Annotated in this window: 13 protein-coding genes and 1 pseudogene; 6 read left to right on the top strand and 8 right to left on the bottom strand. The window is 54.8% G+C overall.

Features of this window, described 5'->3' with window-relative positions; genetic code table 11:
* Positions 1-13 precede the first annotated feature (13 nt).
* The 4 genes from J9880_RS21895 to J9880_RS21880 form a co-directional block, all read right to left on the bottom strand.
* Positions 14-1567 (bottom strand): peptide MFS transporter, encoded by a 1554-nt coding sequence (locus J9880_RS21895; protein WP_095925713.1) that lies wholly within the window; start codon positions 1565-1567, stop codon positions 14-16.
* A 258-nt stretch (positions 1568-1825) separates the two neighbouring features.
* Positions 1826-2050 (bottom strand): hypothetical protein, encoded by a 225-nt coding sequence (locus tag J9880_RS21890; protein WP_232770756.1) that lies wholly within the window; start codon positions 2048-2050, stop codon positions 1826-1828.
* 318 nt (positions 2051-2368) lie between these two features.
* A complete protein-coding gene (locus J9880_RS21885; RefSeq protein ID WP_095925711.1) occupies positions 2369-3274 on the bottom strand; it encodes an SDR family oxidoreductase in 906 nt (301 codons plus the stop codon).
* 104 nt (positions 3275-3378) lie between these two features.
* Entirely contained in the window at positions 3379-5790 is a 2412-nt protein-coding gene (locus J9880_RS21880; RefSeq protein ID WP_232770755.1) for a membrane-bound PQQ-dependent dehydrogenase, glucose/quinate/shikimate family, read from the bottom strand.
* 356 nt (positions 5791-6146) lie between these two features.
* On the opposite strand from J9880_RS21880, the gene J9880_RS21875 reads away from it, so the two are divergent.
* The 3 genes from J9880_RS21875 to dcuR all read left to right on the top strand — a co-directional run bounded on the left by J9880_RS21875 (position 6147) and on the right by dcuR (position 9035).
* On the top strand, positions 6147-6464 hold the full coding sequence (locus J9880_RS21875; protein WP_095925710.1) for an RcnB family protein: 318 nt from the start codon (positions 6147-6149) through the stop codon (positions 6462-6464).
* A 235-nt stretch (positions 6465-6699) separates the two neighbouring features.
* The gene (locus tag J9880_RS21870) at positions 6700-8319 is read left to right on the top strand and encodes a sensor histidine kinase (RefSeq protein WP_131693071.1); all 1620 of its coding nucleotides are present in this window, start codon (positions 6700-6702) and stop codon (positions 8317-8319) included.
* Positions 8316-9035: a two-component system response regulator DcuR gene (dcuR, locus tag J9880_RS21865; RefSeq protein WP_095925708.1), complete on the top strand. Its 720-nt coding sequence runs from the start codon at positions 8316-8318 to the stop codon at positions 9033-9035. The genes J9880_RS21870 and dcuR overlap by 4 nt, the downstream gene beginning before the upstream one ends.
* Here dcuR and J9880_RS21860 read toward each other — a convergent pair.
* Together J9880_RS21860 and J9880_RS21855 are read right to left on the bottom strand one after the other, a co-directional pair.
* Positions 9029-9991, bottom strand: a complete 963-nt coding sequence (locus tag J9880_RS21860) for an FAD:protein FMN transferase (RefSeq protein ID WP_232770754.1) — start codon at positions 9989-9991, stop codon at positions 9029-9031. The genes dcuR and J9880_RS21860 overlap by 7 nt on opposite strands.
* Before the next feature lie 23 nt (positions 9992-10014).
* Positions 10015-12792 (bottom strand): flavocytochrome c, encoded by a 2778-nt coding sequence (locus J9880_RS21855; RefSeq protein ID WP_232770753.1) that lies wholly within the window; start codon positions 12790-12792, stop codon positions 10015-10017.
* A gap of 738 nt (positions 12793-13530) precedes the next feature.
* On the opposite strand from J9880_RS21855, the gene J9880_RS21850 reads away from it, so the two are divergent.
* The 3 genes and pseudogenes from J9880_RS21850 to J9880_RS21840 all read left to right on the top strand — a co-directional run bounded on the left by J9880_RS21850 (position 13531) and on the right by J9880_RS21840 (position 18261).
* On the top strand, positions 13531-15042 hold the full coding sequence (locus tag J9880_RS21850; protein ID WP_095925705.1) for an anion permease: 1512 nt from the start codon (positions 13531-13533) through the stop codon (positions 15040-15042).
* 190 nt (positions 15043-15232) lie between these two features.
* Complete coding sequence (fumA, locus tag J9880_RS21845; RefSeq protein ID WP_133822275.1) at positions 15233-16879, top strand: class I fumarate hydratase FumA; 1647 nt, start codon at positions 15233-15235, stop codon at positions 16877-16879.
* 154 nt (positions 16880-17033) lie between these two features.
* Positions 17034-18261, top strand: a pseudogene (locus tag J9880_RS21840) (Fic family protein).
* 57 nt (positions 18262-18318) lie between these two features.
* On the opposite strand, the gene J9880_RS21835 reads toward J9880_RS21840, so the two are convergent.
* Together J9880_RS21835 and J9880_RS21830 are read right to left on the bottom strand one after the other, a co-directional pair.
* Positions 18319-19494: an HlyD family type I secretion periplasmic adaptor subunit gene (locus J9880_RS21835; RefSeq protein ID WP_232770906.1), complete on the bottom strand. Its 1176-nt coding sequence runs from the start codon at positions 19492-19494 to the stop codon at positions 18319-18321.
* On the bottom strand, positions 19494-21668 hold the full coding sequence (locus J9880_RS21830) for a type I secretion system permease/ATPase (protein WP_229921189.1): 2175 nt from the start codon (positions 21666-21668) through the stop codon (positions 19494-19496). Before J9880_RS21830 ends, J9880_RS21835 begins: the two co-directional genes overlap by 1 nt.
* Positions 21669-21734 lie beyond the last annotated feature (66 nt).

Here is a 21734-nt window from a genome sequence, read left to right as displayed (position 1 = left end):
GCATCGTGCAAAATCAGGCTTCGGTGGCCTTTTCCTGCTCAGTCTTTACCTGCGCATTTGCCAGCATTCTGCGTACCGGAATGATCAGCACAAACAGCACCGCCGCACAGATCAGCAACGCGATGGAACAGCGCGCGAACAGATTTGGCAGCATATCCAGCTGATCGGCTTTGACGTGTCCGCCAATCAAACCGGCGGCCAGATTACCCAGCGCGCTGGCACAGAACCACAGCCCCATCATCTGGCCGCGCATTCTTTCCGGCGCCAGCAGCGTCATGGTCGCCAGACCAATCGGGCTGAGGCACAGTTCGCCCAGAGTCAGCATCAGGATACTGCCCACCAGCCACAGAGGTGAAACCCCTGCGCCGCCATTGTTCAGCACATTCTGCGCCGCCAGCATCATGATCCCAAAGCCCGCCGCCGCGCATAAAATGCCGATGACAAACTTGGTGATGCTGCCCGGACGCACATTGTTCTGCGCCAGTCGCGGCCATGCCCAGCTGAAGACCGGTGCCAGCAGGATAATAAACAGCGCATTGATCGACTGGAACCACACGGCAGGGATTTCAAAATCGCCGATCATGCGGTTGGTATAGTCGTTGGCGAACAGGTTGAACGAGGTCGGTTTCTGCTCAAACGCAGACCAGAAGAAGGCCGCAGACACCAGCAGAATAAAGCACACCAGCAGGCGGGCGCGTTCTTTGCGGTTCAGCCCGGCGAACACAAACAGATAGATGAAATAAAGCGCCACGGACGCCGCGATCACATACACCAGCACGCTGGCCACCGCGACCGGATTGATCACAATGATGCCCTGCGCGATCAGCGTCACGATCACCGCCACGCCTGCCGCCAGCGCCAGCAACCAGCCGCCGACACCGTTTTTCTTCGCCACCGGACTGTTCCAGGTGGAATCCAGCCCCACTTCGCTGTCATAGCGTTTCATGGCCGGAACGGCATACAGACGGAAGATAATCAGCGCCACCAGCATCCCGATACCGCCGATACCAAAGCCCCAGTGCCAGCCGTGGGTTTTGATCAGCCAGCCGGAAATCAGCGGCGCGATGAAAGATCCCATATTGATGCCCATGTAGAACAGCGAGAAACCGCCGTCACGACGTGCATCACCTTTCTTATACAGCGTACCGACCATCACGGAGATACAGGTTTTGAACAGGCCGGAACCGAGGACAATAAACATCAGGCCGATGAAGAACAGGCTGTCTCCCATGAATGCCGACAGCGCAATCGACAGGTGGCCAAGGGCGATGAGGATCGACCCGTACCAGACCGCCTTTTGCTGCCCCAGCCAGTTATCCGCCAGCCAGCCGCCCGGCAGCGCCGCCAGATACATACAGCCGGCAAAGATACCGACGATAGCCGAGGCGTTTTCGCGCGCCAGTCCCATACCGCCGTCGTACACCGTCGCCGCCATAAACAGGATCAGTAAAGGACGGATGCCGTAAAACGAGAACCGCTCCCACATCTCAGTGAAGAACAGTGAACCCAGCGGATAGGGATGGCCGAAGAAGGTCCGGCTTTCGTTTTTATTAACAGAGGAATGCATAAAATCTCCAGAGAAAGTCTGTCGGAATCGTTGTGAATACGCTTGCCCGGCGGCTGTCGTGCAGCCGCTCTTTAACATTCAGCGGTTATTATTTGATTGCTGAATACTGGTATTGTCTGGCATTAACCGCAGAAGTTTTAGAGGAAAAGTCGAGGAATGTCTACTTTTACAGATTTTATCGCGGAGATTTTGAAATGATTGTTACAAGTTCCCGTCGCCAGCGCAGCGGGTTTTGGGCGTTTTTAATACGTTGATACCTCATATATCAAAATCGTGTAACCTGCCCGGTCCGGCGGAAGGAAAAGCATCAAAGGTGCCGCTGATATAAACGCCTTCTCTGAAAATAACCACCTCATCCACTCTGACCGGGTGCTGACACTGGGCACAGACAATGGAATGGACGATATCGGCCAGCGGGGTATTGGCTGCCGCAACAAAACGATCAGACCCGCATTGTTCGCAAACAATTTTAATATCCGGCATGTGACGCGCTCTGCATAAGATGAAATGAATCCTCAAAATATAGCACAATTGGATAAATCTCATTGCTAATTTTGAGGTCATTCACTATCAGGGCATTTTCAGTTAAAAAAAAGCCCGCATGCAGAGCGGGCAAGCACACACAGACACAAGGTAAAATGCAGTGGTTATCTGTAGCGGGGTACAGATAAATCAATCATAGCTGCCTTTATCCCGTCCGCGAGATGGCTTGCCCTGCCTGTTGAAAAATAGGAATAATCCGCAATTTTTATGTCTCAGACGACGACATGACGCGGACATTTTTCACCGGATCTCTGAAGCTTACACCGTCCCTGTCCCGCCATCTGAACACCAGATCTGACCGGAAGAATAACTGCTTTCCGAAGAGGCCAGCGTCACATACAGCGGTGCGATTTCGGCAGGCTGTCCCGGACGTTTTAGCGGAGCCTGTTCCCCAAAGGATTCAATTTTTTCCTGCGGCTGACCGCCGGAAATCTGCAACGGCGTCCAGTACGGTCCCGGCGCAACGCCGTTGACCCGGATCCCGTCGCCCGCCAGCTGTTTTGCCAGCCCTTTGGTGAACGCCATGATCGACGCTTTGGTTGACGAATAATCCAGCAGATTATCGCTCGGTGAAAACGCCTGCACGGAAGTGGTATTAATGATCGAACCGCCGCGTGGAATGAATTCCAGCGCCGCTTTGGTGATCCAGAACATCGCATACACATTGGTTTTATAGGTGGCATCAAAGGCTTCGGTGGTCAGGTCTTTAATCGAATCGCAGAACTGCTGACGACCGGCATTATTGACCAGCAGATCCAGCCCGCCGAGTTTTTCTTCGGCCTCTTTCACCAGTTGCTGACAGAATTTCTCATCGCGGATATCACCAGGGATCGCCACGACTTTCAGCCCTTCCGCCCACAGCAAATCGACCACTTGTTTCGCGTCCGGCTCTTCGTCCGGCAGATAATTGATGGCAACCTGTGCGCCTTCGCGGGCGAAGGCAATCGCCACCGCGCGGCCAATCCCGGAGTCACCGCCGGTGATCAGCGCCTTACGACCTTTCAGACGTTCACTGCCTTTATAGGTCAGCTCGCCGTGATCCGGCAGCGGATTCATTTTGCTGGCCAGCCCCGGAAACGGCTGTTTCTGATGCTCAAACGGCGGCGTCGGATAGGCATCCACATGCGGTTCATTCAGTGATTTGGGGATTGTTTTGCTGTTCATAAACATTCCTTATTTTTTGATGAATGGATTTTAAAAATAGAACATCACGGGCGGCCTGTGGGCATCATCAGACACTTCTGAAGATCCTGCGTTACCGGGAACACTTATTTGGCCGGTAACGCATAGGCCACGACCGCATCGCCGGACGTGGTGCCCAGCCCGCCGTGACCGCCTGCGGCGATCACCACAAACTGCCTGCCGTCATCGCCGGTATAGGTCATCGGCGTGGCCTGCCCGCCCGCCGGAAGCCGCGCGCGCCACAGTTCATTACCGTTGTTTTCATCAAATGCGCGCAAATAATTATCCGCCGTGGCGCCGGTAAAAATCAGCCCGCTTTGCGTGATCACATCCGCGCCCATCATGAAAATCCCGGTCGGCAGTGGCACATTGGTGTGCGTACCGAAAATGTTCATGTCGCGTGTGGTCCCGGCCGGTCTTTCCCAGGCAATTTTTCGGGTATTGAGATCAATCGCCACGATTTTCCCCCACGGCGGCGCGCTGCACGGCGCATCCAGTAAACTGAGCCAGGGTTTGACGATCGCCGCCCACGGTGTGCCGTATTGTGGCCCGACCGAGAAATCTTTCGGTTTCGGGTACGGTTGCTTGCTCGTCCAGCCCGCCCATTTCTGCATCAGCCCTTCCCGGATGGCATCGGCGGATTTCTTCACTTCCATGGTGAACGGGATATAGCTGGTGTTGGCGATCAGCACATGGCGGATCGGATCCACCGACGCGCCATACCAGTCAATGACGCCATCAAAGGCCGGATAGGCAATGGATTTGCCCTCTGCGGGCGGCGTGAACTGTCCCTGATAACGGGCGCTTTTGAACTGAATACGACAATAAAGCTGGTCGATAGGGGTTGCGCCCCAGGCATCAGATTCTTTCAGATCGGCAGGAGAAAGATTGGGCATACCGACCGAATCCGGCTGCGTCGGCGAAAGGCGTTCACCCGGCAAGGACGGCGAGGTCGGCACCGGTTTTTCATTCACCTGCGCCAGCGGTTTGCCGGTACGGCGATCGAGCAGGAACAGTTGCCCCATTTTGGTGGTTTGAACCAGCGCAGGCACCGTGCTGCCATCCGGCGATGGCAGATCGACCAGCGTCGGGCCGACCGGCACATCGAAGTCCCACACGTCATGATGCACGGTCTGGAAATGCCAGCGTTCCTCGCCGGTATGGATATCCAGCGCCACAAGCGAACTGGAATATTTATCATCAAACGGGCGGCGTTTGGCGCCGTAGTAATCCGGCGTCGCATTGCCGAGCGGAATGTAAATCAGTCCGAGGGCCGGGTCGCCGGTGTAGGTTCCCCAGCCGTTTGGCGTACCGCGCGTGTAGACTTCCCCTGCTTTCAGCGGCGCATTCGGCGGATTTCTGCCCATATCCCACGCCCACGCCAGCTGACCGGAATTTACGTCGTAAGCACGCACCACGCCCGACGGCTCACCGGTGGACTGATTGTCGTAAATCCAGCCACCGAGCACGATGCGGCCATCCATCACCATCGGCTGCGAGGTAATAAAGTGGAAGCCCGGCGGCACGTCGCCCATATGGTCGGTCAGGCTGACAAAGCCGTTCTGCCCAAAGGAAGAACAGGGTTTACCGGTCTGCGCGTTGAGTGCCACCATCCGCGCTTCGCTGGTGGTGGCGATGATTTTTTCCGGACACACTTTGTCGTCTGCGCTCTGGCTGTATGCCACGCCGCGACAGGCCAGATATTCATTGGCTGAGGTGTCAGATTTAGGGTCGAATTTCCAGCGTTGTTTGCCGGTCGTGGCGTCAAGGGCGATCACCTCGCGGTGCGGCGTACAGATAAAAAGGGAATTCCCGACCTTGATGGGCGTCACTTCGAAATTGAATTCACGTCCGCCCTTGTCCTCGCCTTTTCTCATCACATCGCCGGAATGGTATTCCCATGCCGGTTTGAGCTGACTGACATTCGCCGGGGTGATCTGAGTCAGCGGGGAATAGCGTTGCCCCGCTTCTGTCCGGCCATAAAAGCGCCAGTCATTGCTTGCCGGCGTGGCGGCTGGCGGCGTATCGCCGGACTGCGCGGGGATCGCCTGATGGTGAACGAAACGTGACGCGGTCACTTGCCAGCCGGTATAAAAAATCCCGGCAATTGCCACGATGTACACCAGCCCGGCCAGCGTACCGGCACGGGGATTATCCCCGTCTGCCATCACCTGACGGGTGACCCACGGCAGGCTGCACCAGACGCCCAGCAGTGCCATCACAAACAGACGCGGCATCAGCTGCCAGCCGTCAAGGCCGACTTCCCACAGCGACCAGCCGCAGCACACCAGAAACGTCAGCAGATAGAGCCAGATGCCCCGGGCTTTGCGCCGCGCAATGAAAATCCCGCTGAGTAAATACCCGGCACCAAACAGGATATACCAGGGTGATCCGCCCAGTGCCGCCAGCCAGATCCCCAGCAGCAGATAAGCCAGCCCGATCAACCCGATAACCAGCCCGGTCATGAACGACCAGGTAAAGATCCGTTTACTGTTCATGATGGTTTCTTTTGTGAGAGAGGGTGATTAAAGGATATGTAACGTCAGGCGACATTCCGGCCTGAGCGCAGATTTCATCCCTGCGAAAGGGATTAATCGTTAATTTTCAGGTACATTTCGTCAGTGTTTATTTGTCTCAAAAGTTTACAAAGCAGACGAATAATGTGGAAAGCAACAAAACCTTCGCCTCATTCATTTGCATTTCGACACAAAAAAATCCCCCAGCCTGAGCGCCATTTCTCGCTATTATCCTGTCCTACAGAAAAAGCACAGGCTTCGGCTTTACTGCTCATACAACGGACTGGCGGCATATCACCGAGGCAGGCATTAAGTTGATGGTTTTAACGGGATAATCTATGCGTCATTCTAAAATTGTAATGTTGTCAGCTCTGGTCGTTTCTTCCCTGTTACCGCTGGCGAACACGGCTTTTGCCGCGTCGAATTCACATGAAATCAAATCGTTCTACGATGATTCCAAACTCTATGCCATTGGCGATCAGGTGCCTGCGCTGTACCGCACCAAGCCGTATGAAATTGTCGGCTGGCAGGAACGTCACCTGCCTGCGCCGGACGCGGGCAGCCACTGGACCTACATCGGCGGCAGCTACGCGCTGATCACCGATACCGACGGCAAGATCCTCAAAGCCGAGAACGGCGATATTTACTTCCAGTAACGGGTTATCGTGATGGAAAAGAAAGGCCTGAAGCGATTCAGGCCTTTTTTGCTGCTGTTTCCCCGCCATTCTCACTTTCGAAAGTAATAAAGAGCGGAAGTATCAGGCAAACAGACATATCATGATGCGTGAACAGGGATGGTTCACGCAGTGTTCTGCTTCATCACGCCCGACGAACAACGCGAACTGTCAGACATCACCCATGAGCTATTGGCTCTCTTTCTCCGGGGCTCCCATGAGCGACTCGCAGCAACCTCTTTCCGTGCGTAAGCACCCCATGAAGCTCAGTACCTCTGTCATTCTGATGATCAGCGCGGTGATCGCGTCTGTCCTGCTGGTGGTTCATCTGCTGTATTTCGTGCAGGTGAGCGATACCACGCGCGACGGCGTAAAAGATAAGGCGCTGGCGGTGGCGCGCACGCTGGCGGATTTACCTGAGATAAAAAATGCCCTGGCGCTGCCGCCGGACAGCGGCATTATCCAGCCCATCGCCAGCGCGGTGCAAAAGCGCAACGACCTGCTGTTTGTGGTGGTCACCAATATGGACGGCATCCGCTACTCGCACCCCAATGCCGATGTGATCAGTCATCATTTTATCGGCGACGACATCAATCCCGCGCTGCTCGGCAATGAAAATGTCTCCATAAACAAAGGCACGCTCGATGAGGCGCTGCGCGTGTTTACCCCCGTGTATGACGATCATCACAGGCAAATCGGCGTGGTCGCCATCGGGATTTCGCTGGTCAAAGTCACCGAGCAAATCAACAAAAGCCGCTGGAGCATTCTGTGGACCGTGTTATTCGGCATGATGGTCGGCGCGCTGGGCACCTATTGTCTGGTGAAAATGCTCAAACGCATTCTGTTCGGGCTGGAGCCGTACGAAATCTCTACCCTGTTTGAACAGCGTCAGGCGATGTTGCAGTCGATCAAGGAAGGCGTGATCGCGGTGGACGATCTTGCTCATGTCACATTGATCAATCAGACTGCACGGCAGATCTTTCAGGAAACCGCGCAGGACGTCACGCCGCACGAAGAATCACTGCCGCTGATCGCCAACCTGCGCGACGTGCTTAATACCGGCGTGCCGCGTCGTGATGAAGAAATTAACTTTAAGGGGCGCCTGCTGCTGAGTAACACCGTGCCGGTACGCAATAACGGCGTGATCATTGGCGCGATCTGTACTTTCAGGGATAAAACCGAGGTCAGCCAGTTAATGCAGCGTCTGAGTGGCATGGTAAACTACGCGGATTCGTTACGTGAACGTTCGCATGAATTCATGAACAAACTGCATGTGATCCTCGGATTGCTGCACATGAAAAGCTACGCGCAGCTTGAGGATTACATTCTCAAAACCGCCAATAACTATCAGGCGGAAATCGGTTCGCTGCTGCTGAAAATCAAGTCTCCGGTGATTGCCGGTTTCCTGCTGAGTAAGATCAACCGCGCATCGGATACCCGGCATCTGCTGACGCTCAGCGATGACAGTCTGCTGCCGGATAATAACAATGAAGATCAGGTGGCGGCGCTGATCACCGTGCTGGGCAACCTGATAGAAAACGCGCTGGATGCGCTGGGCGATCAGCCTGATGGTGAGGTCAGCGTGTTGCTGCATTACCAGAACGGCTCGCTGGCCTGTATTGTCAGCGACGACGGTCCGGGCATTCAGCCGGAAAATATTGACGCAATATTCGAAAAGGGTGTGTCGTCGAAAGGCGATCAACGCGGCATGGGGTTATTCCTGGCGAAACAGCAAGTAGAAAGCCTCGGCGGAATGATTAATGTAGAATCCGAGCCTGACGTTTATACCCAATTTTTTGTACAACTTCCCTGGGATGCGGAGAGGACACGTTCTTGATCAATGTGCTGATAGTGGATGATGATGCCATGGTGGCAGAGCTTAACCGTTGTTATGTGGGCCAGATTGATGGCTTCACCTGCTGCGGCACCGCGTCGACATTGCAACAGGCGAAAGATCTGGTTTTGAATTCAGAACTGTCTATCGATCTGATTTTGCTCGATGTGTACATGCAGCAGGATAACGGGCTGGATTTGCTGCCTGAACTGCGTAACGCCCGTCGCCCCATCGACGTGATTGTGATTTCTTCTGCAGCGGATGCCGAGACCATCAAAAAATCGCTCAATTACGGCGTGGTGGATTATCTGATCAAACCGTTCCAGTTCTCCCGTTTTGAGGAAGCACTGACCGGCTGGCAGCAGAAGAAAACGCTGATGGATAATCAGCAGTATTACGAACAGTCCGACGTTGACCGGCTGATCCACGGCAGCAATCCGGCGGCAGCGGACACCAAAAAGCTGCCAAAAGGCTTAACGCCGCAGACATTACGCACGCTGTGTCAGTGGATTGATGCCCATCCGACCATTGAGTTCTCCACGGATGAACTGGCAAGCTCGGTGAACATCTCACGGGTGTCCTGCCGTAAATACCTGATCTGGCTGGCGCAGATGAACATTTTGTTCACCAGTATTCATTACGGCGTCACCGGCAGACCGGTCTACCGTTACCGTCTGCAGGCCGATCACGCGTCGTTACTCAAACAATACTGTCAGTAAGTGATGATCTGATAACTGTCATCCAGCGGCGTGAAGGTAAACTGCCGCTGTGATGACACGATGATCTGCCCGTCGCGGGTGACGAAAATCGCTTCGATATGCGGAATTTGCGGCAGATACGCCAGACTCTTCTCCACGCCCATTCCGTACAACAACGTCGTCCAGATATCCCCGTCTATCGAGTCCTGCGAAATAATGGTCACGCTGAGCAGTTCATTATCCAGCGGATAACCGGTTTTCGGATCGAGAATGTGGTGATAACAGTGGCCGTCCAGCTCGAAATACCGCTCATAAACCCCTGACGTCACCACCGATTTGCCGGTCACACCGATCACGCCAATCAGCGTATCGGCATCGGCAAACGGCTTTTTCAGGCCGATGCCCCACGCGCCTTCCGCACCGGCACCGAGCGTCTGCACGTTGCCCCCGAGATTGATTAAGGCGTTCTCCACCTGCGCTTCCCGCAGGGCATCGCGCACCACATCGGCGATATAACCTTTGGCAATCGCACCCAGATCAATCTCCATACCGGCTTTTTGCAGAAACACCGAGCGCGCGGATTCATCAAGGATCACATCCTGCGGATGGGTCAGCGTCAGCAGCGTCTGTAAATCTTCTGCGGCGGGGATGCTGTGACCGCTGAAGCCGATTTTCCAGCGTTTGACCAGCGGGCCGATGGTGAAATTGAAACTGCTGTCAGGAAGACAACTGATGGCTTTGGCGCGGCGGATTAACTCAAACACCGGCGCGCTGACGGTGACAGGGTCACGTCCGGCGGCATGGTTAATCGCCATGATGTCGGAGTGCGGGCGGTTCACCGTGAAGGTGATTTCCTGCAATTTGATCAGCCTGAAAATGCGCGACGCCAGACTCTCGTCATGTTCAAACAGCTTGAGAAGAATGGGCGAACCCATCAACACAGCGGAATAAGCATAGATACGATCGTCTGGCGTCATGGAAAATCCTTGCTGATGAACGGTTACCGCATCGCGAATTTCGCGGCATTTTGTCCGGCAAGGATACCGAAGATAATGATATCTGCAACGGCATTACCGCCGATACGGTTACCGCCGTGAATGCCGCCGACCACTTCACCGGCCGCATACGCCCCGCCGAGCACCTGTTGCTGCGCATCCAGCACGCAGGTATCGGTATTGATGGTTACGCCGCCCATGGTGTGATGCACGCCCGGCGCGATGCGGATAGCGTAGAACGGCCCCTGATTGATCGGGTGGCGCAGCGCGGTGCGGCGACCAAACTCCACGTCATCCTGCTTATCAACGGCCACATTATAGCTTTCCAGCGTCGCCAGGAAGGCGTCAGAATCCATCTCCAGTTTCGCCGCCAGTTCGCGCGGTGAACTGCCGCTGATGACAAAGCCTTTCGCGATGTATTCGTCAGCCGCTTTGTTGTTCAGGCGCACCTGCTCGTCGAACACCACGTAGGCGAATTTCTCCGGCAGCGCGATGATGTTCGCGGACACTTTGTCGCGGGTTTCCATCTCATTGAAGAAGCGTTTGCCCGCCTGGCTGACCAGAATCGCACCGCCGCCACGAATGGCCTCGGAAATCAGGTAAGAAGTGGTTTGCTCAACGGTCGGGTGGATCTGGATCTCGCCCATGTCCACCGTACCTGCGCCGATGTTTTGCAGGATGGCGATACCGCTGCCGGTCGCACCTTTGTGGTTGGTGGTCACGAAACCGTCCAGCTCAGGGCGATATTTCACTACCATGTCGCGGTTGGCGCTGAAACCGCCGGTCGCCACGATCACGCTTTTGGCGTTCACGGTCAGCACTTCATTGTCGTCATTGAGCAACTGCACGCCCTGCACCGCGCCACCGGCATAACGGATTTCAGTGACGGAAGTGTCGAGCATCACGTCGATATTGCGCTTGTTGAGGTTTTTCACCAGACCGCTGATCAGGAAGCCGCCTACTGCGCTGCGGTCCGCCGGACGGTGCGTACGGTCAATGCTCATGCCGCCGGTGATGGTGATATCGCTCAGCTCAATCTGGTGATCGGCCAGCCATTCCACCGCCAGCGGTGCGCGTTCGATGAATTCTTTCAGCAGCACGGTGTTGTTTTTGAACTGGCCGCCTTTCAGGGTTTCCTGATAGAACAACTCTTTACTGTCTTCAATGCCTTTCAGCTGCTGATAACGGGTTTCTGCGGCGTTCATGCCGACTGACGCTTTAATGGTGTTACCGCCAATGGTCGACATTTTCTCCACGATCAGCACTTTCGCGCCTTCGTCACACGCCTGGATCGCCGCGGCCAGACCGGCACCGCCGCTGCCGACAACCACCACGTCATAGCTTTGCGGCGCATTCAGGTTGCCGCCCTCTTCCAGCAACTGCGCTTTACAGGATTTGGCGATGGCTTTCGATACGGCTTTTTTCACCGCTTCACTTTGCTCGGTCGCGCCGGTGACCGCATCGACGTGCGGGCTGTTGGCGTCGAGAATACGGCTGCGGATGATGTCAAAATGGGTGGTGAATTCCACATCCAGATCCGCGCCCGCTTCCAGCACGATATCGGCAATGCGATCGGTGTCCAGGCTGACATTCAGCGCCAGCTCATGGTTCGCGTCCTGCACTTTTTCCCGGAACACACCGGCTTTGAATTTCTTCGACGTCATGCTCATGTCGCGGATCATCGCGTCAACCAGCGAGAAGCGCCACAGCGGCTCAGGAATGGTCAGCGCCTCGCGCTGGGTGCTGTCGATGAACAGCTCAAGATTCTGACCGGCGGCGATACGGTCAGTCCAGTCCGGATAAGCAATGCAGGCTTTACCGATGGCGATCATGTCGTAACCGTGTTCCAGCGCTTTCTCTGCGTCGGAGGTATTGACGATCCCGCCCACGCCCATCACCGGGATTTTGGCCAGCGTGTCGGAACGCATCGCGACATATTTGTCGATCAGCGGTGTCGGATCGGTGGTATCGACAATGGAAGGACGCAGCGCATAACCGAGGGAGAAATGCAGATAATCGAGGCCACGCGCCGCCAGTTGTTCCAGCAGGTACATCGTGTCGGCAAAGCGGATACCCGGCTCTTCCAGTTCTTCCGGTGAGAAACGATAACCAATAATAAACGCGTCGTCGGCGTATTTCTTCGCCATCTCATGGGTGATATCCAGAACAGCCAGCGGGAAGCGGGCGCGGTTCTCGCGGCTGCCGCCCCATTTGTCGTCACGCTGGTTAGAGTTTGGCGAGAAGAACTGCTGAATAAGATAGGTATTGGCACCGTGAATTTCGACACCGTCAAAACCGGCTTCAATCGCACGACGCACGCCTTCACCGAATTTGGTGATCATGGCGTCCACTTCTTCTGCGGTCAGCGCCACCGGCGTGGCGGCACCCTCACGCGGCGCCGCCAGCGCACTTGGCGCGACCGGCTGCTGGCCGCCGATCAGTTTCGGTTCGCTCATGCGGCCGCCATGATAAATCTGCAACACCGCTTTCGAGCCCTGAGATTTCACGGCGGCGGCGATTTTCGCCAGTCCGTCGATTTTGCTGTCATTGTCGATGCCGATGGCACCGGGGAAGGCCAGACCTTTATCATCGATAAAGCAACACTCCACGATCACCGTGCCGATGCTGCCGGCACGGGCGCGATAATAATCGACCAGTTCACTGGTCACCGTGCCGTCATAAAAACCGGTGCAGGTGGTCATCGGCGCCATCAGGATACGGTTTTTCAGCACGGTGCCATTTGGCAAAGTGAACGGACTCAGTAACACATTTTTGTTGCTCATAATCGTGACTCCAAACTTAATTATTAATTTCTGAATTCGTTATCGGCGCGCTATTTCGGTTAAGCGTTGTGGAGTGTCGAATTATTATTCGTTGTTTTTATTTCGATGCCGATGTCATACTTTTAATATAGTTTTATTTTTACTTTCAAAACCTCTTACATTAGTTAATTAACTATTTATCTATTAACTTAACACCTGTTATATTAAAAATATGTTAACGGTTAAATTAAATAATTACACGGATGCAAACTCCGCGCTTATTTGTATTTAACTGATGGGATTATTATTACATCCTGCGCACCCTTTTTTCCCTGCAGATCACGGAGTTCGCCGTCTGGCAAGTTGCACAGGGTCGTCAGTGACCGGCCTGTTCCGCTGTGAATCACTCTCATTTCGCCTACTCCATTTTTGCCGTCATGTTTCTGCTGGGCGCCTCCGCGCATCCGTTGGCGTTTATTTTCCCCGCACCTGACTTCGTCGTCATTTTATTTCATTTAAAAAGAGTTTCATCGCTGTATTTTGTTGATCAAGATCAACAGTAAAAAACAAGGAAATCGCATTATATAAATGTTTCCTCCCTCTTACGGGGAATACGAAGTACTCAGGGCAAATAACAATAATGAGGCAATTAACATGCCACTATTGAATAACTAAAAAAAAGATTAAGTAACTAAAAAAACCAGACAACATCTTACCTATGCATCATCACAATATTCCTAACTACCTAAGATAAATATTATGAGCGAAACAACAAAAACTGCGGTGAAAGAGCCAGCGAAAAATGCCGGATCCGGCAAAAAAAATCGCTGGATCTTTATGGTACTTCCCGTGCTGGTGTCCGTGCTGTTGCTGCTGGTTCCGGTCCCTGCCGGTCTGGAACCTCATGCATGGCATTTCTTTGCCATCTTTGTCGGTGTCATTATCGGTCTGATCTTCGAGCCATTGCCGGGTGCGGTGATCGGCTTAACCGGCGTGGTGGTCATCGCCCTGTTCAGTCAATGGCTGCTGTTCAGCCCGGCTGAGCTGGCAGATCCGAAATTCAAAACCGCGGCGCAGTCCTTTAAATGGGCGGTCAGCGGTTTTGGTAACTCAACGGTCTGGTTAATCTTCGGCGCATTCATGTTTGCCGCGGGCTACGATAAAACCCAGTTCGGTCGCCGTCTGGCGCTGATCCTGGTGAAATATCTGGGCCGCCGCAGCCTGACGCTCGGTTATGCCATCACCTTTGCGGACCTGTTACTGGCCCCGTTCACCCCGTCCAACACCGCGCGCAGCGGCGGCACGATCTACCCGATCATCGCCAACCTGCCGCCGTTGTACGGCTCCAAACCGAATGACCCGAGTGCGCGTAAAATCGGTTCTTACCTGATGTGGGTGGCGATCACCGCAGCCTGTATCACCAGTTCCATGTTCCTTTCTGCACTGGCCCCTAACCTGCTGGCGCTGGGTATTGTGAACAGCGTCACCGGTATTAACATTTCCTGGGGCACCTGGTTCATCGCCTTCCTGCCGGTCGGTCTGCTGCTTCTGCTGACCATGCCGCTGCTGGCATACTGGTTCTACCCGCCGGAAGTGAAAATCAATGACGAAGTGCCGCGCTGGGCGACCGCTGAGCTGGCAAAACTGGGCAGAATGTCCCGTCATGAAATCCTGCTGCTGGTCTTCGTATGCTGTGCGCTGGCAATGTGGATTTTCGCGGCAAGCTTTATTGAACCGGCAATGGCCGCACTGCTGGTCGTGGTGCTGATGCTGTGGACCGGCGTGCTGAACTGGAATGACATCACCAGCAACAAACCGGCGTGGAACACCTTCGCCTGGTTCGCCACGCTGGTGGCACTGGCAGACGGCTTATCCCGCACCGGCTTCATCGCCTGGCTGGGTAAAGAAGGCGCGGCGCTGATGGGCGGTATCTCTCCGGGTGCGGCGACCATCGCCCTGCTGCTGGCGTTTTACCTGCTGCACTACCTGTTCGCCAGCACCACGGCGCACACCACCGCGCTGTTGCCCGCGATGCTGACGATTGGTGCTGCCATTCCGGGCATCAACATGCAGGTATTCTGTCTGCTGATGGTGACGTCTCTGGGCGTCATGGGGATCATCACCCCGTACGGTACCGGCCCAAGCCCGATTTATTACGGCAGCGGTTATCTGCCGACCAAAGATTACTGGCGTCTCGGTACCATCTTCGGCGCTATCTTCCTGATTGCCTTACTGGTGATCGGGTATCCGTGGATGGTCATGATGTTCTGAGTGTGGCGATAAAATCACCCACAAAGCATTAACAGAGCATTTACTGAAAGAAAACATATAAACCCCGTTGCCAGCCTGTGTATTTGGCTGGCAACATACAGGTCGAATATAAACGTCGCCCCGAACACCTCTGCTCTACCGAGTCAACAGTCCCACCCGTGGCGGCAAAAACGGAAAAAGTGAGAAAACAATGTCGAACAAACCGTTCTATTATCAAAATCCCTTCCCCGTTTCCAAAGATGACACCGAATACTATCTGCTGACCAAAGACCATGTTTCTGTCAGCCATTTCGACGGCGAAGAGGTATTAAAGGTTGAACCTCAGGCGCTGACCCTGCTGGCACAACAGGCGTTCCACGATGCTTCCTTCATGCTGCGCCCGGCGCATCAGCAACAGGTGGCGTCAATTCTTCATGATCCGGAATCCAGCGAAAACGACAAATACGTCGCGCTGCAATTCCTGCGTAACTCTGAAATCGCCGCCAAAGGGATCCTGCCGACCTGTCAGGACACCGGCACCGCGATCATCATGGGTAAAAAAGGCCAGCGCGTCTGGACCGGCGGCGGCGACGAAGCCAGCCTGTCTCAGGGCGTCTACAATACCTTCATTGAAGATAACCTGCGCTATTCCCAGAACGCCGCGCTGGATATGTACAAAGAAGTGAACACCGGCACCAACCTGCCTGCGCAAATCGATCTCTACAGCGTCGATGGCGACGAGTACAAATTCCTGTGCATCGCCAAAGGCGGCGGCTCCGCCAACAAAACCTATCTGTATCAGGAAACCAAAGCCCTGATCACGCCGGCTAAGCTGAAAGATTATCTGGTGGATAAAATGCGCACGCTGGGTACAGCAGCCTGTCCGCCGTACCATATCGCGTTCGTGATTGGCGGTACGTCGGCGGAAGCGACGCTGAAAACCGTGAAACTGGCCTCCACCCATTACTACGACGGCCTGCCAACCGAAGGTAACGAACACGGTCAGGCATTCCGTGATGTGAATCTGGAACAGGAACTGCTGGTGGAAGCCAACAACCTCGGTCTGGGCGCACAGTTCGGCGGCAAATACTTTGCTCACGACATCCGCGTGGTGCGTCTGCCGCGTCACGGCGCGTCCTGTCCGGTCGGGATGGGCGTTTCCTGCTCCGCAGACCGTAACATCAAAGCCAAAATCAACCGCGACGGCATCTGGATCGAAAAACTGGAAGACAATCCGGGCAAATACATCCCTGAAGCATTGCGTCAGCAGGGCGAAGCCGGTGTGGTGAAGGTTGACCTGAACCGTCCGATGAAAGAAATCCTGGCTCAGCTTTCTGAATATCCGGTGTCTACCCGCCTGTCGCTGAGCGGTACGATCATCGTCGGTCGTGACATTGCGCACGCCAAACTGAAAGAGCGTCTGGATAACGGTGAAGGCTTGCCGCAGTACATCAAAGATCACCCGATTTACTACGCAGGCCCGGCGAAAACCCCTGAAGGTTACGCATCCGGTTCCCTCGGCCCGACCACCGCTGGCCGCATGGATTCCTACGTGGATCTTCTGCAATCCCACGGCGGCAGCATGATCATGCTGGCAAAAGGCAACCGCAGCCAGCAGGTGACCGACGCGTGTCACAAACACGGCGGTTTCTATCTCGGCAGCATCGGCGGCCCGGCAGCGGTGCTGGCGCAGCAAAGCATCAAGAGTCTGGAATGTGTGGAATACCCTGAACTGGGGATGGAAGCCATCTGGAAAATTGAAGTGGAAGACTTCCCGGCCTTCATCCTGGTGGATGACAAAGGCAACGATTTCTTCCAGCAAATCCATGCCAGTACCTGCGCGAAATGCGTGAAGTAAGAAAGCCTGAGTAACACAGAGGCCCGCCAGCAATTGCGGGCTTTTTTTTGGAATCAATATCACCCTTCCCACACTGCACCTTTCTGTCTGTTTGACGCCCGGTCAGATGCGCGTAGACTATCTCAATATCGTTAATTTTTGAGATAGTTTCCCTATGGCTATAAAATTTCCTCCCGTGCTGGTTCCGCTGGAGAGCCTTCATGGCGAACACTATGTTCAATATCAATCCTGCGCCAGACTGGTCGATGAACAGGGTCGCTATTTGCCATGGCATAAGTATCAGTATCGCGTTGCCAAAGGGCTGGATCCGGTCACGGCCTGGAGTTTTACCCGGCGGACGCGTCATTCCGCCATGCAGTTTATCGGCTATGCCAACACTAAAAATCAGCAGGCGGGCTTCAACCAGACGGCGCTGATGACGGAAGTCTGCGAACAGGCAGACAAGTTGGCGACCACACTGGCGCTGAGCCAGCAGCAGAAACGGCTTTCCGATATCGGCGCAGCACTGGTGCATTTGCAGTACGAAGAACCCATCACCAGTTCGCAACTCGAAGGGGCCAATACCACCACATTGGTGGCGTGGAAAATGCTTGAATCAGGTCGCAAACCCTGCACGGAAAGTGAGCACATGATTGCCGGGAATGGGAGGTATTGATGATGCCAGATATGTTCCCGGCGATTTCCGCACCACCGACGATGTGGTCATCGCAGACTATGACGGCAATGTCGTCCATCAGCCGCCACCCGCCGCGGAGATTACCCCACGTTTGCAGGCTATTTGCGACTGGGCCAACGGGAAGAATGGCGGTTATATCCATCCGCTGATCCGTGCCTGCATTTTGCATTTTATGGTGGCGCATGAGCATCCTTTCAGGGATGGCAACGGACGCACCAGCCGCGCATTATTTTACTGGTCGCTGAGAAAGTCCGGATACGACGCTTTTCAGTATATTTCCATCAGCAGCCTGCTTTATGCCGCCCCGGTAAAATACGCGCAGAGTTATCAGTACACCGAATCCGACGGCATGGATCTGACCTTTTTTATCGAATTTCAGATGCAGATCGTGAAACGCGCATTAAATCATTATCTGGAACATATCGAGACGATGTTAAAACGCAGGGCCGTGGCAGAGAAAATATTGTTCGAATCGGGTGCATTCCACCGGCTGACACGCCGTCAGTTTGCCTTATTCAATATTATGCAAGCCTGGCCTGATACTGAATTCTCGGCCGCACAGATCAGCGATATTCTGGGCGTGTCAGATAACACTGCAAGAACGGATCTGCGGGCACTGGTGCGGGAAACGCTTGCCGGGGAATATCAAACCAACGGCCAGAAGACCGCGTACAGTCTGGCGAATAGCTTCAGGTCGTTTCGCTGAAATACCCCATAACCGTACCGCAGACTTTCATCTGCGGTACGGTGGATGACGGGCTGATTAACGCTCCCTCAGCGCCTCGTTCATTTTGTTCAGCGGTTTGAGCAGGTAATCGAGAATACTTTTATTGCCAGTTTTAATATCCACCGTGGCAATCATGCCGGGGAAGGTATAGAACTTCTCGTGGTGCTTATTTTCCAGATAATTGGCGTGCGTTTTGATATTCACGCGGTAATAGTACACATCACGCCGCACTTCATCCTGGATCGTGTCCGGAGAAATAGTGGTCACCTCGCCGTCAAAACTGCCGTAAATCGAATAGTCGTAGGCGGTGATTTTCACCTTCGCTTTCTGACCCGGATGAATAAAGGCCACATCGCGTGGTGAGATTTGTGCTTCCACCAGCATCTGATCATCAATCGGCACCAGCGTCATCAGCTTGCCGTTCGGCGGGATCACCCCGCCCACCGTGTTCACGTCGATGCTTTTCACAATCCCTTTCACCGGCGAGAAGAATTCCAGACGGTTCAGCGAGTCTTTACGCCCTAAAATGACCGAACGCTGGGCTTCGATTTCGGCGTTGGCTTTCGCCAGCTCTTCACCGGCACGCACGTTGTACTGGGTTTCCAGATCGGTGGCTTTGCTTTCCATTTCGTTGATCTGACGTTGCAGACGCAGCACTTCCACGTCACTGGCCGCGCCCTGTTTCACCAGCGGCGTGGTCATCACCAGCTCGCGGCGGATCAGCGTGACGCCCTGCTGCAGTCCGGATAACTGTTTTTCCAGACTGGTGCGGCTGGAGTTATACAGCTCGGTTTCCGACTTCACCAGTTCCGGCTCATCATCCAGTTCTGCCGGAAAGGTCAGCGGCGTGTTGTTGATTTGCGCCGTTAAACGCGCCGCCGTCGCCAGCGCCGCATGTAAGCGCGCCACGCTTTCCTGCACCCCGGATTCGGTTTTGGTGCGATCCAGCTGCGCCAGACGTTGTCCGCGCTCCACCACTTCGCCTTCCTGCACATCAATCGAATGCACAATGCCGCCTTCCAGCGACTGCACAATCTGCTCGTGCGACGAGGGGATCACTTTGCCGGTGCCGGTGGTGACTTCATCGAGCGTGTAAAAGTTCGCCCACAGGAAGAAGCACAGCAGCATCAGTGACAATGCCCACACCAGAATGGTAGAGCGCGGCAGGGCTTTTTCCGCCCGCTGACGCTGAAAGGTTTTGCGTCCGTTCATCATGAAGCCTCCTGTTTCACCGGCGGTGTGTTGGCTGCGGCGGTCTGTCCTTTTTGCCTGAAATGCTTATTCAGGATCTCGTCTTTGTTGCCGTCGAGGGAAATACGGCCGTTATCCATCACGATGATGCGATCCACCAGTTGCAACAGCGCCAGACGGTGCGTGGCGATCACCAGCGTTTTGTCTTTTGCCCATGTGGTGAGTTGGGTAATCAGATTCCATTCGGAAATCTCATCCAGCCACGCGGTCGGTTCATCAAGCAGCAGCACCTGCGGCTGGAGGATGATATTGCGCGCCAGCAACAGCGCCTGACGCTGGCCGCCGGAAAGCCCGACACCGCCTTCGTGGATCAGGAAGTTCAGGCCGTCCTCTTTTTGCTGCACAAAGGTCAGCGCCCCGCTGATCACCAGCGCCTGATGGATTTCCTCGTCAGTGGCCTGCGGACGCCCCATGGTGATGTTGTCGCGCACCGAGCCAAAGAACAGGTTCGCGTGCTGATTGTGCAGCGCCACGTCGCGGCGCAGATCCGCCGGATCAATCTGTTTAATGTTGACGTTGTCGAGCACCACCTGACCTTGCTGCACCTGCTGCATGCCCGCCAGCACCTGCAACAGGGTGGATTTACCGGCACCGTTTTTACCCAGAATGGCAATCTTCTCGCCCGGTTTGATGTTCAGACGCGCAATGGCCAGATTGACCATTTTGGCTTCTTCGTCGTAGTAAAATACCGCGTCATTGAGCGCGTATTCGCCGGTGATCTGCGGCTTGTGCACCATCTTCCGGCCATCTTCCTGATCAATCGGGCGCTGCATCAGTTCATCCAGCCCTTTGCGGGCGACTTTCGCCTGCTGCCAGCGGGAGAGCACACCGGAAATCTGGGCCAGCGGCGCAATGGTACGGGAGGCCAGAATGGTCGTCCCCACCAGCGCCCCGGTGGTCATGTCGCCGCTCATCACCAGATAGCAGCCGACCAGCAACACCACCGCATAGACAATGGACTGCACTTCCTGCGTCCAGGTCATCAGCATGCTGGTCAGAAAACGCTGACGCATACTGATATCCGCCGACACTTCGTTGCAGTGATTCCACTGGTTCTGGAAACGCTGTTCGGCGCGCATCAGTTTGATGTCTTCGAGGGATTCCACCGCTTCCACCAGCGAGGCGTTACGCACCGCCGATTCACGCATACCTTCGTTTGCCAGCTTCGCCAGCGGTTTCTGGATCAGTAAACCGGGGATCAGCAGCAAAGGCAGCGCCAGCAACACCACAAACACCAGCGGCCCGCCGATCATCCACAGAATAACCGTAAACAGCAGGAAGAACGGCAGATCGGCCATCACGCTGATGGTGGTCGAGGTGATCAGTTCCCGCACGGATTCCAGCTCGCGGATTTGCGAAATAAAGGATCCGGTGGATTTGGAGCGGGCGCTGTTTTTAATACGCAGCGCGCGGCCAAATACGCGGTCAGAAATGCGCAGATCGGCGCGTTTCCCCACCACATCGGAAATATGCACACGGACCATGCGCATCACGAATTCAAAAATAATCGCCAGCATCACGCCGCCGAATAACACCCACAGCGTCGGGATGGATTGCGACGGCACTACGCGGTCATACACTTGCATGGAAAACAGCATGCCCGCCAGCGCCAGCACGTTGGCAATCATGGAGGCCAGCATGATGTCGCTGTAACGACGCCAGTCTTTCAGCGCCAGATCCCAGAACCAGTTTTTCTTGTACGGTTTGATGTAGTTATCAACACGCGCATCAGGAATGGTGTGCAGCGGCCGCAGCAAGGTGGTGCTTTGCGCCCGCTCAGCAAGTTGTTCAGCCGTTAAGGTGGTTTCCAGACCCTGATCTTCCGTGAACTGCACGGCGCACTGGCCGCTGGCGTCCATATGCGTCACCACGCCCAGTCGCCCGTTATCGAGCGTAATGACAAACGGCACGGAAACCGGATCCAAATCACGCGGGTGGAAATCACGCGTCACGCGCCCCAGTCCGAGTTTTTTGGCCATTTCATCGAGCACCACGTCGGCCGGAGAACCCATCTCCCACGCGATGGTGGCTTTGACGTGTTCTTCTGAATAGTCCAGACGATAGTGCTTTGCGATATCGAGCATGGCTTTCAGCCAGGCGGTGTAGCCTTTATCTAACATGGTCTCTTTTTTCATCTTCATTCTTCCCTAATTCATTCTTCCTTCACGCTCATTCCGGAACATGAACAGGCCATCCGGAGA

Source organism: Rahnella victoriana (assembly GCF_021276285.1).
Lineage (GTDB): Bacteria > Pseudomonadota > Gammaproteobacteria > Enterobacterales > Enterobacteriaceae > Rahnella > Rahnella victoriana.
The sequence above is the reverse complement of the archived record's forward strand: the minus strand, read 5'-3'. Positions and strand labels throughout refer to the sequence as shown.

What these genes read in the sequence shown, in the direction of transcription:
- J9880_RS21895 (WP_095925713.1), bottom strand. Translation starts at nt 1,567, where the DNA reads ATGCATTCCTCTGTTAATAAAAACGAAAGCCGGACCTTCTTCGGCCAT.
- J9880_RS21890 (WP_232770756.1), bottom strand. Translation starts at nt 2,050, where the DNA reads ATGCCGGATATTAAAATTGTTTGCGAACAATGCGGGTCTGATCGTTTT.
- J9880_RS21885 (WP_095925711.1), bottom strand. Translation starts at nt 3,274, where the DNA reads ATGAACAGCAAAACAATCCCCAAATCACTGAATGAACCGCATGTGGAT.
- J9880_RS21880 (WP_232770755.1), bottom strand. Translation starts at nt 5,790, where the DNA reads ATGAACAGTAAACGGATCTTTACCTGGTCGTTCATGACCGGGCTGGTT.
- J9880_RS21875 (WP_095925710.1), top strand. Translation starts at nt 6,147, where the DNA reads ATGCGTCATTCTAAAATTGTAATGTTGTCAGCTCTGGTCGTTTCTTCC.
- J9880_RS21870 (WP_131693071.1), top strand. Translation starts at nt 6,700, where the DNA reads ATGAGCGACTCGCAGCAACCTCTTTCCGTGCGTAAGCACCCCATGAAG.
- J9880_RS21860 (WP_232770754.1), bottom strand. Translation starts at nt 9,991, where the DNA reads ATGACGCCAGACGATCGTATCTATGCTTATTCCGCTGTGTTGATGGGT.
- J9880_RS21855 (WP_232770753.1), bottom strand. Translation starts at nt 12,792, where the DNA reads ATGAGCAACAAAAATGTGTTACTGAGTCCGTTCACTTTGCCAAATGGC.
- J9880_RS21850 (WP_095925705.1), top strand. Translation starts at nt 13,531, where the DNA reads ATGAGCGAAACAACAAAAACTGCGGTGAAAGAGCCAGCGAAAAATGCC.
- fumA (WP_133822275.1), top strand. Translation starts at nt 15,233, where the DNA reads ATGTCGAACAAACCGTTCTATTATCAAAATCCCTTCCCCGTTTCCAAA.
- J9880_RS21835 (WP_232770906.1), bottom strand. Translation starts at nt 19,494, where the DNA reads ATGAACGGACGCAAAACCTTTCAGCGTCAGCGGGCGGAAAAAGCCCTG.
- J9880_RS21830 (WP_229921189.1), bottom strand. Translation starts at nt 21,668, where the DNA reads ATGAAAAAAGAGACCATGTTAGATAAAGGCTACACCGCCTGGCTGAAA.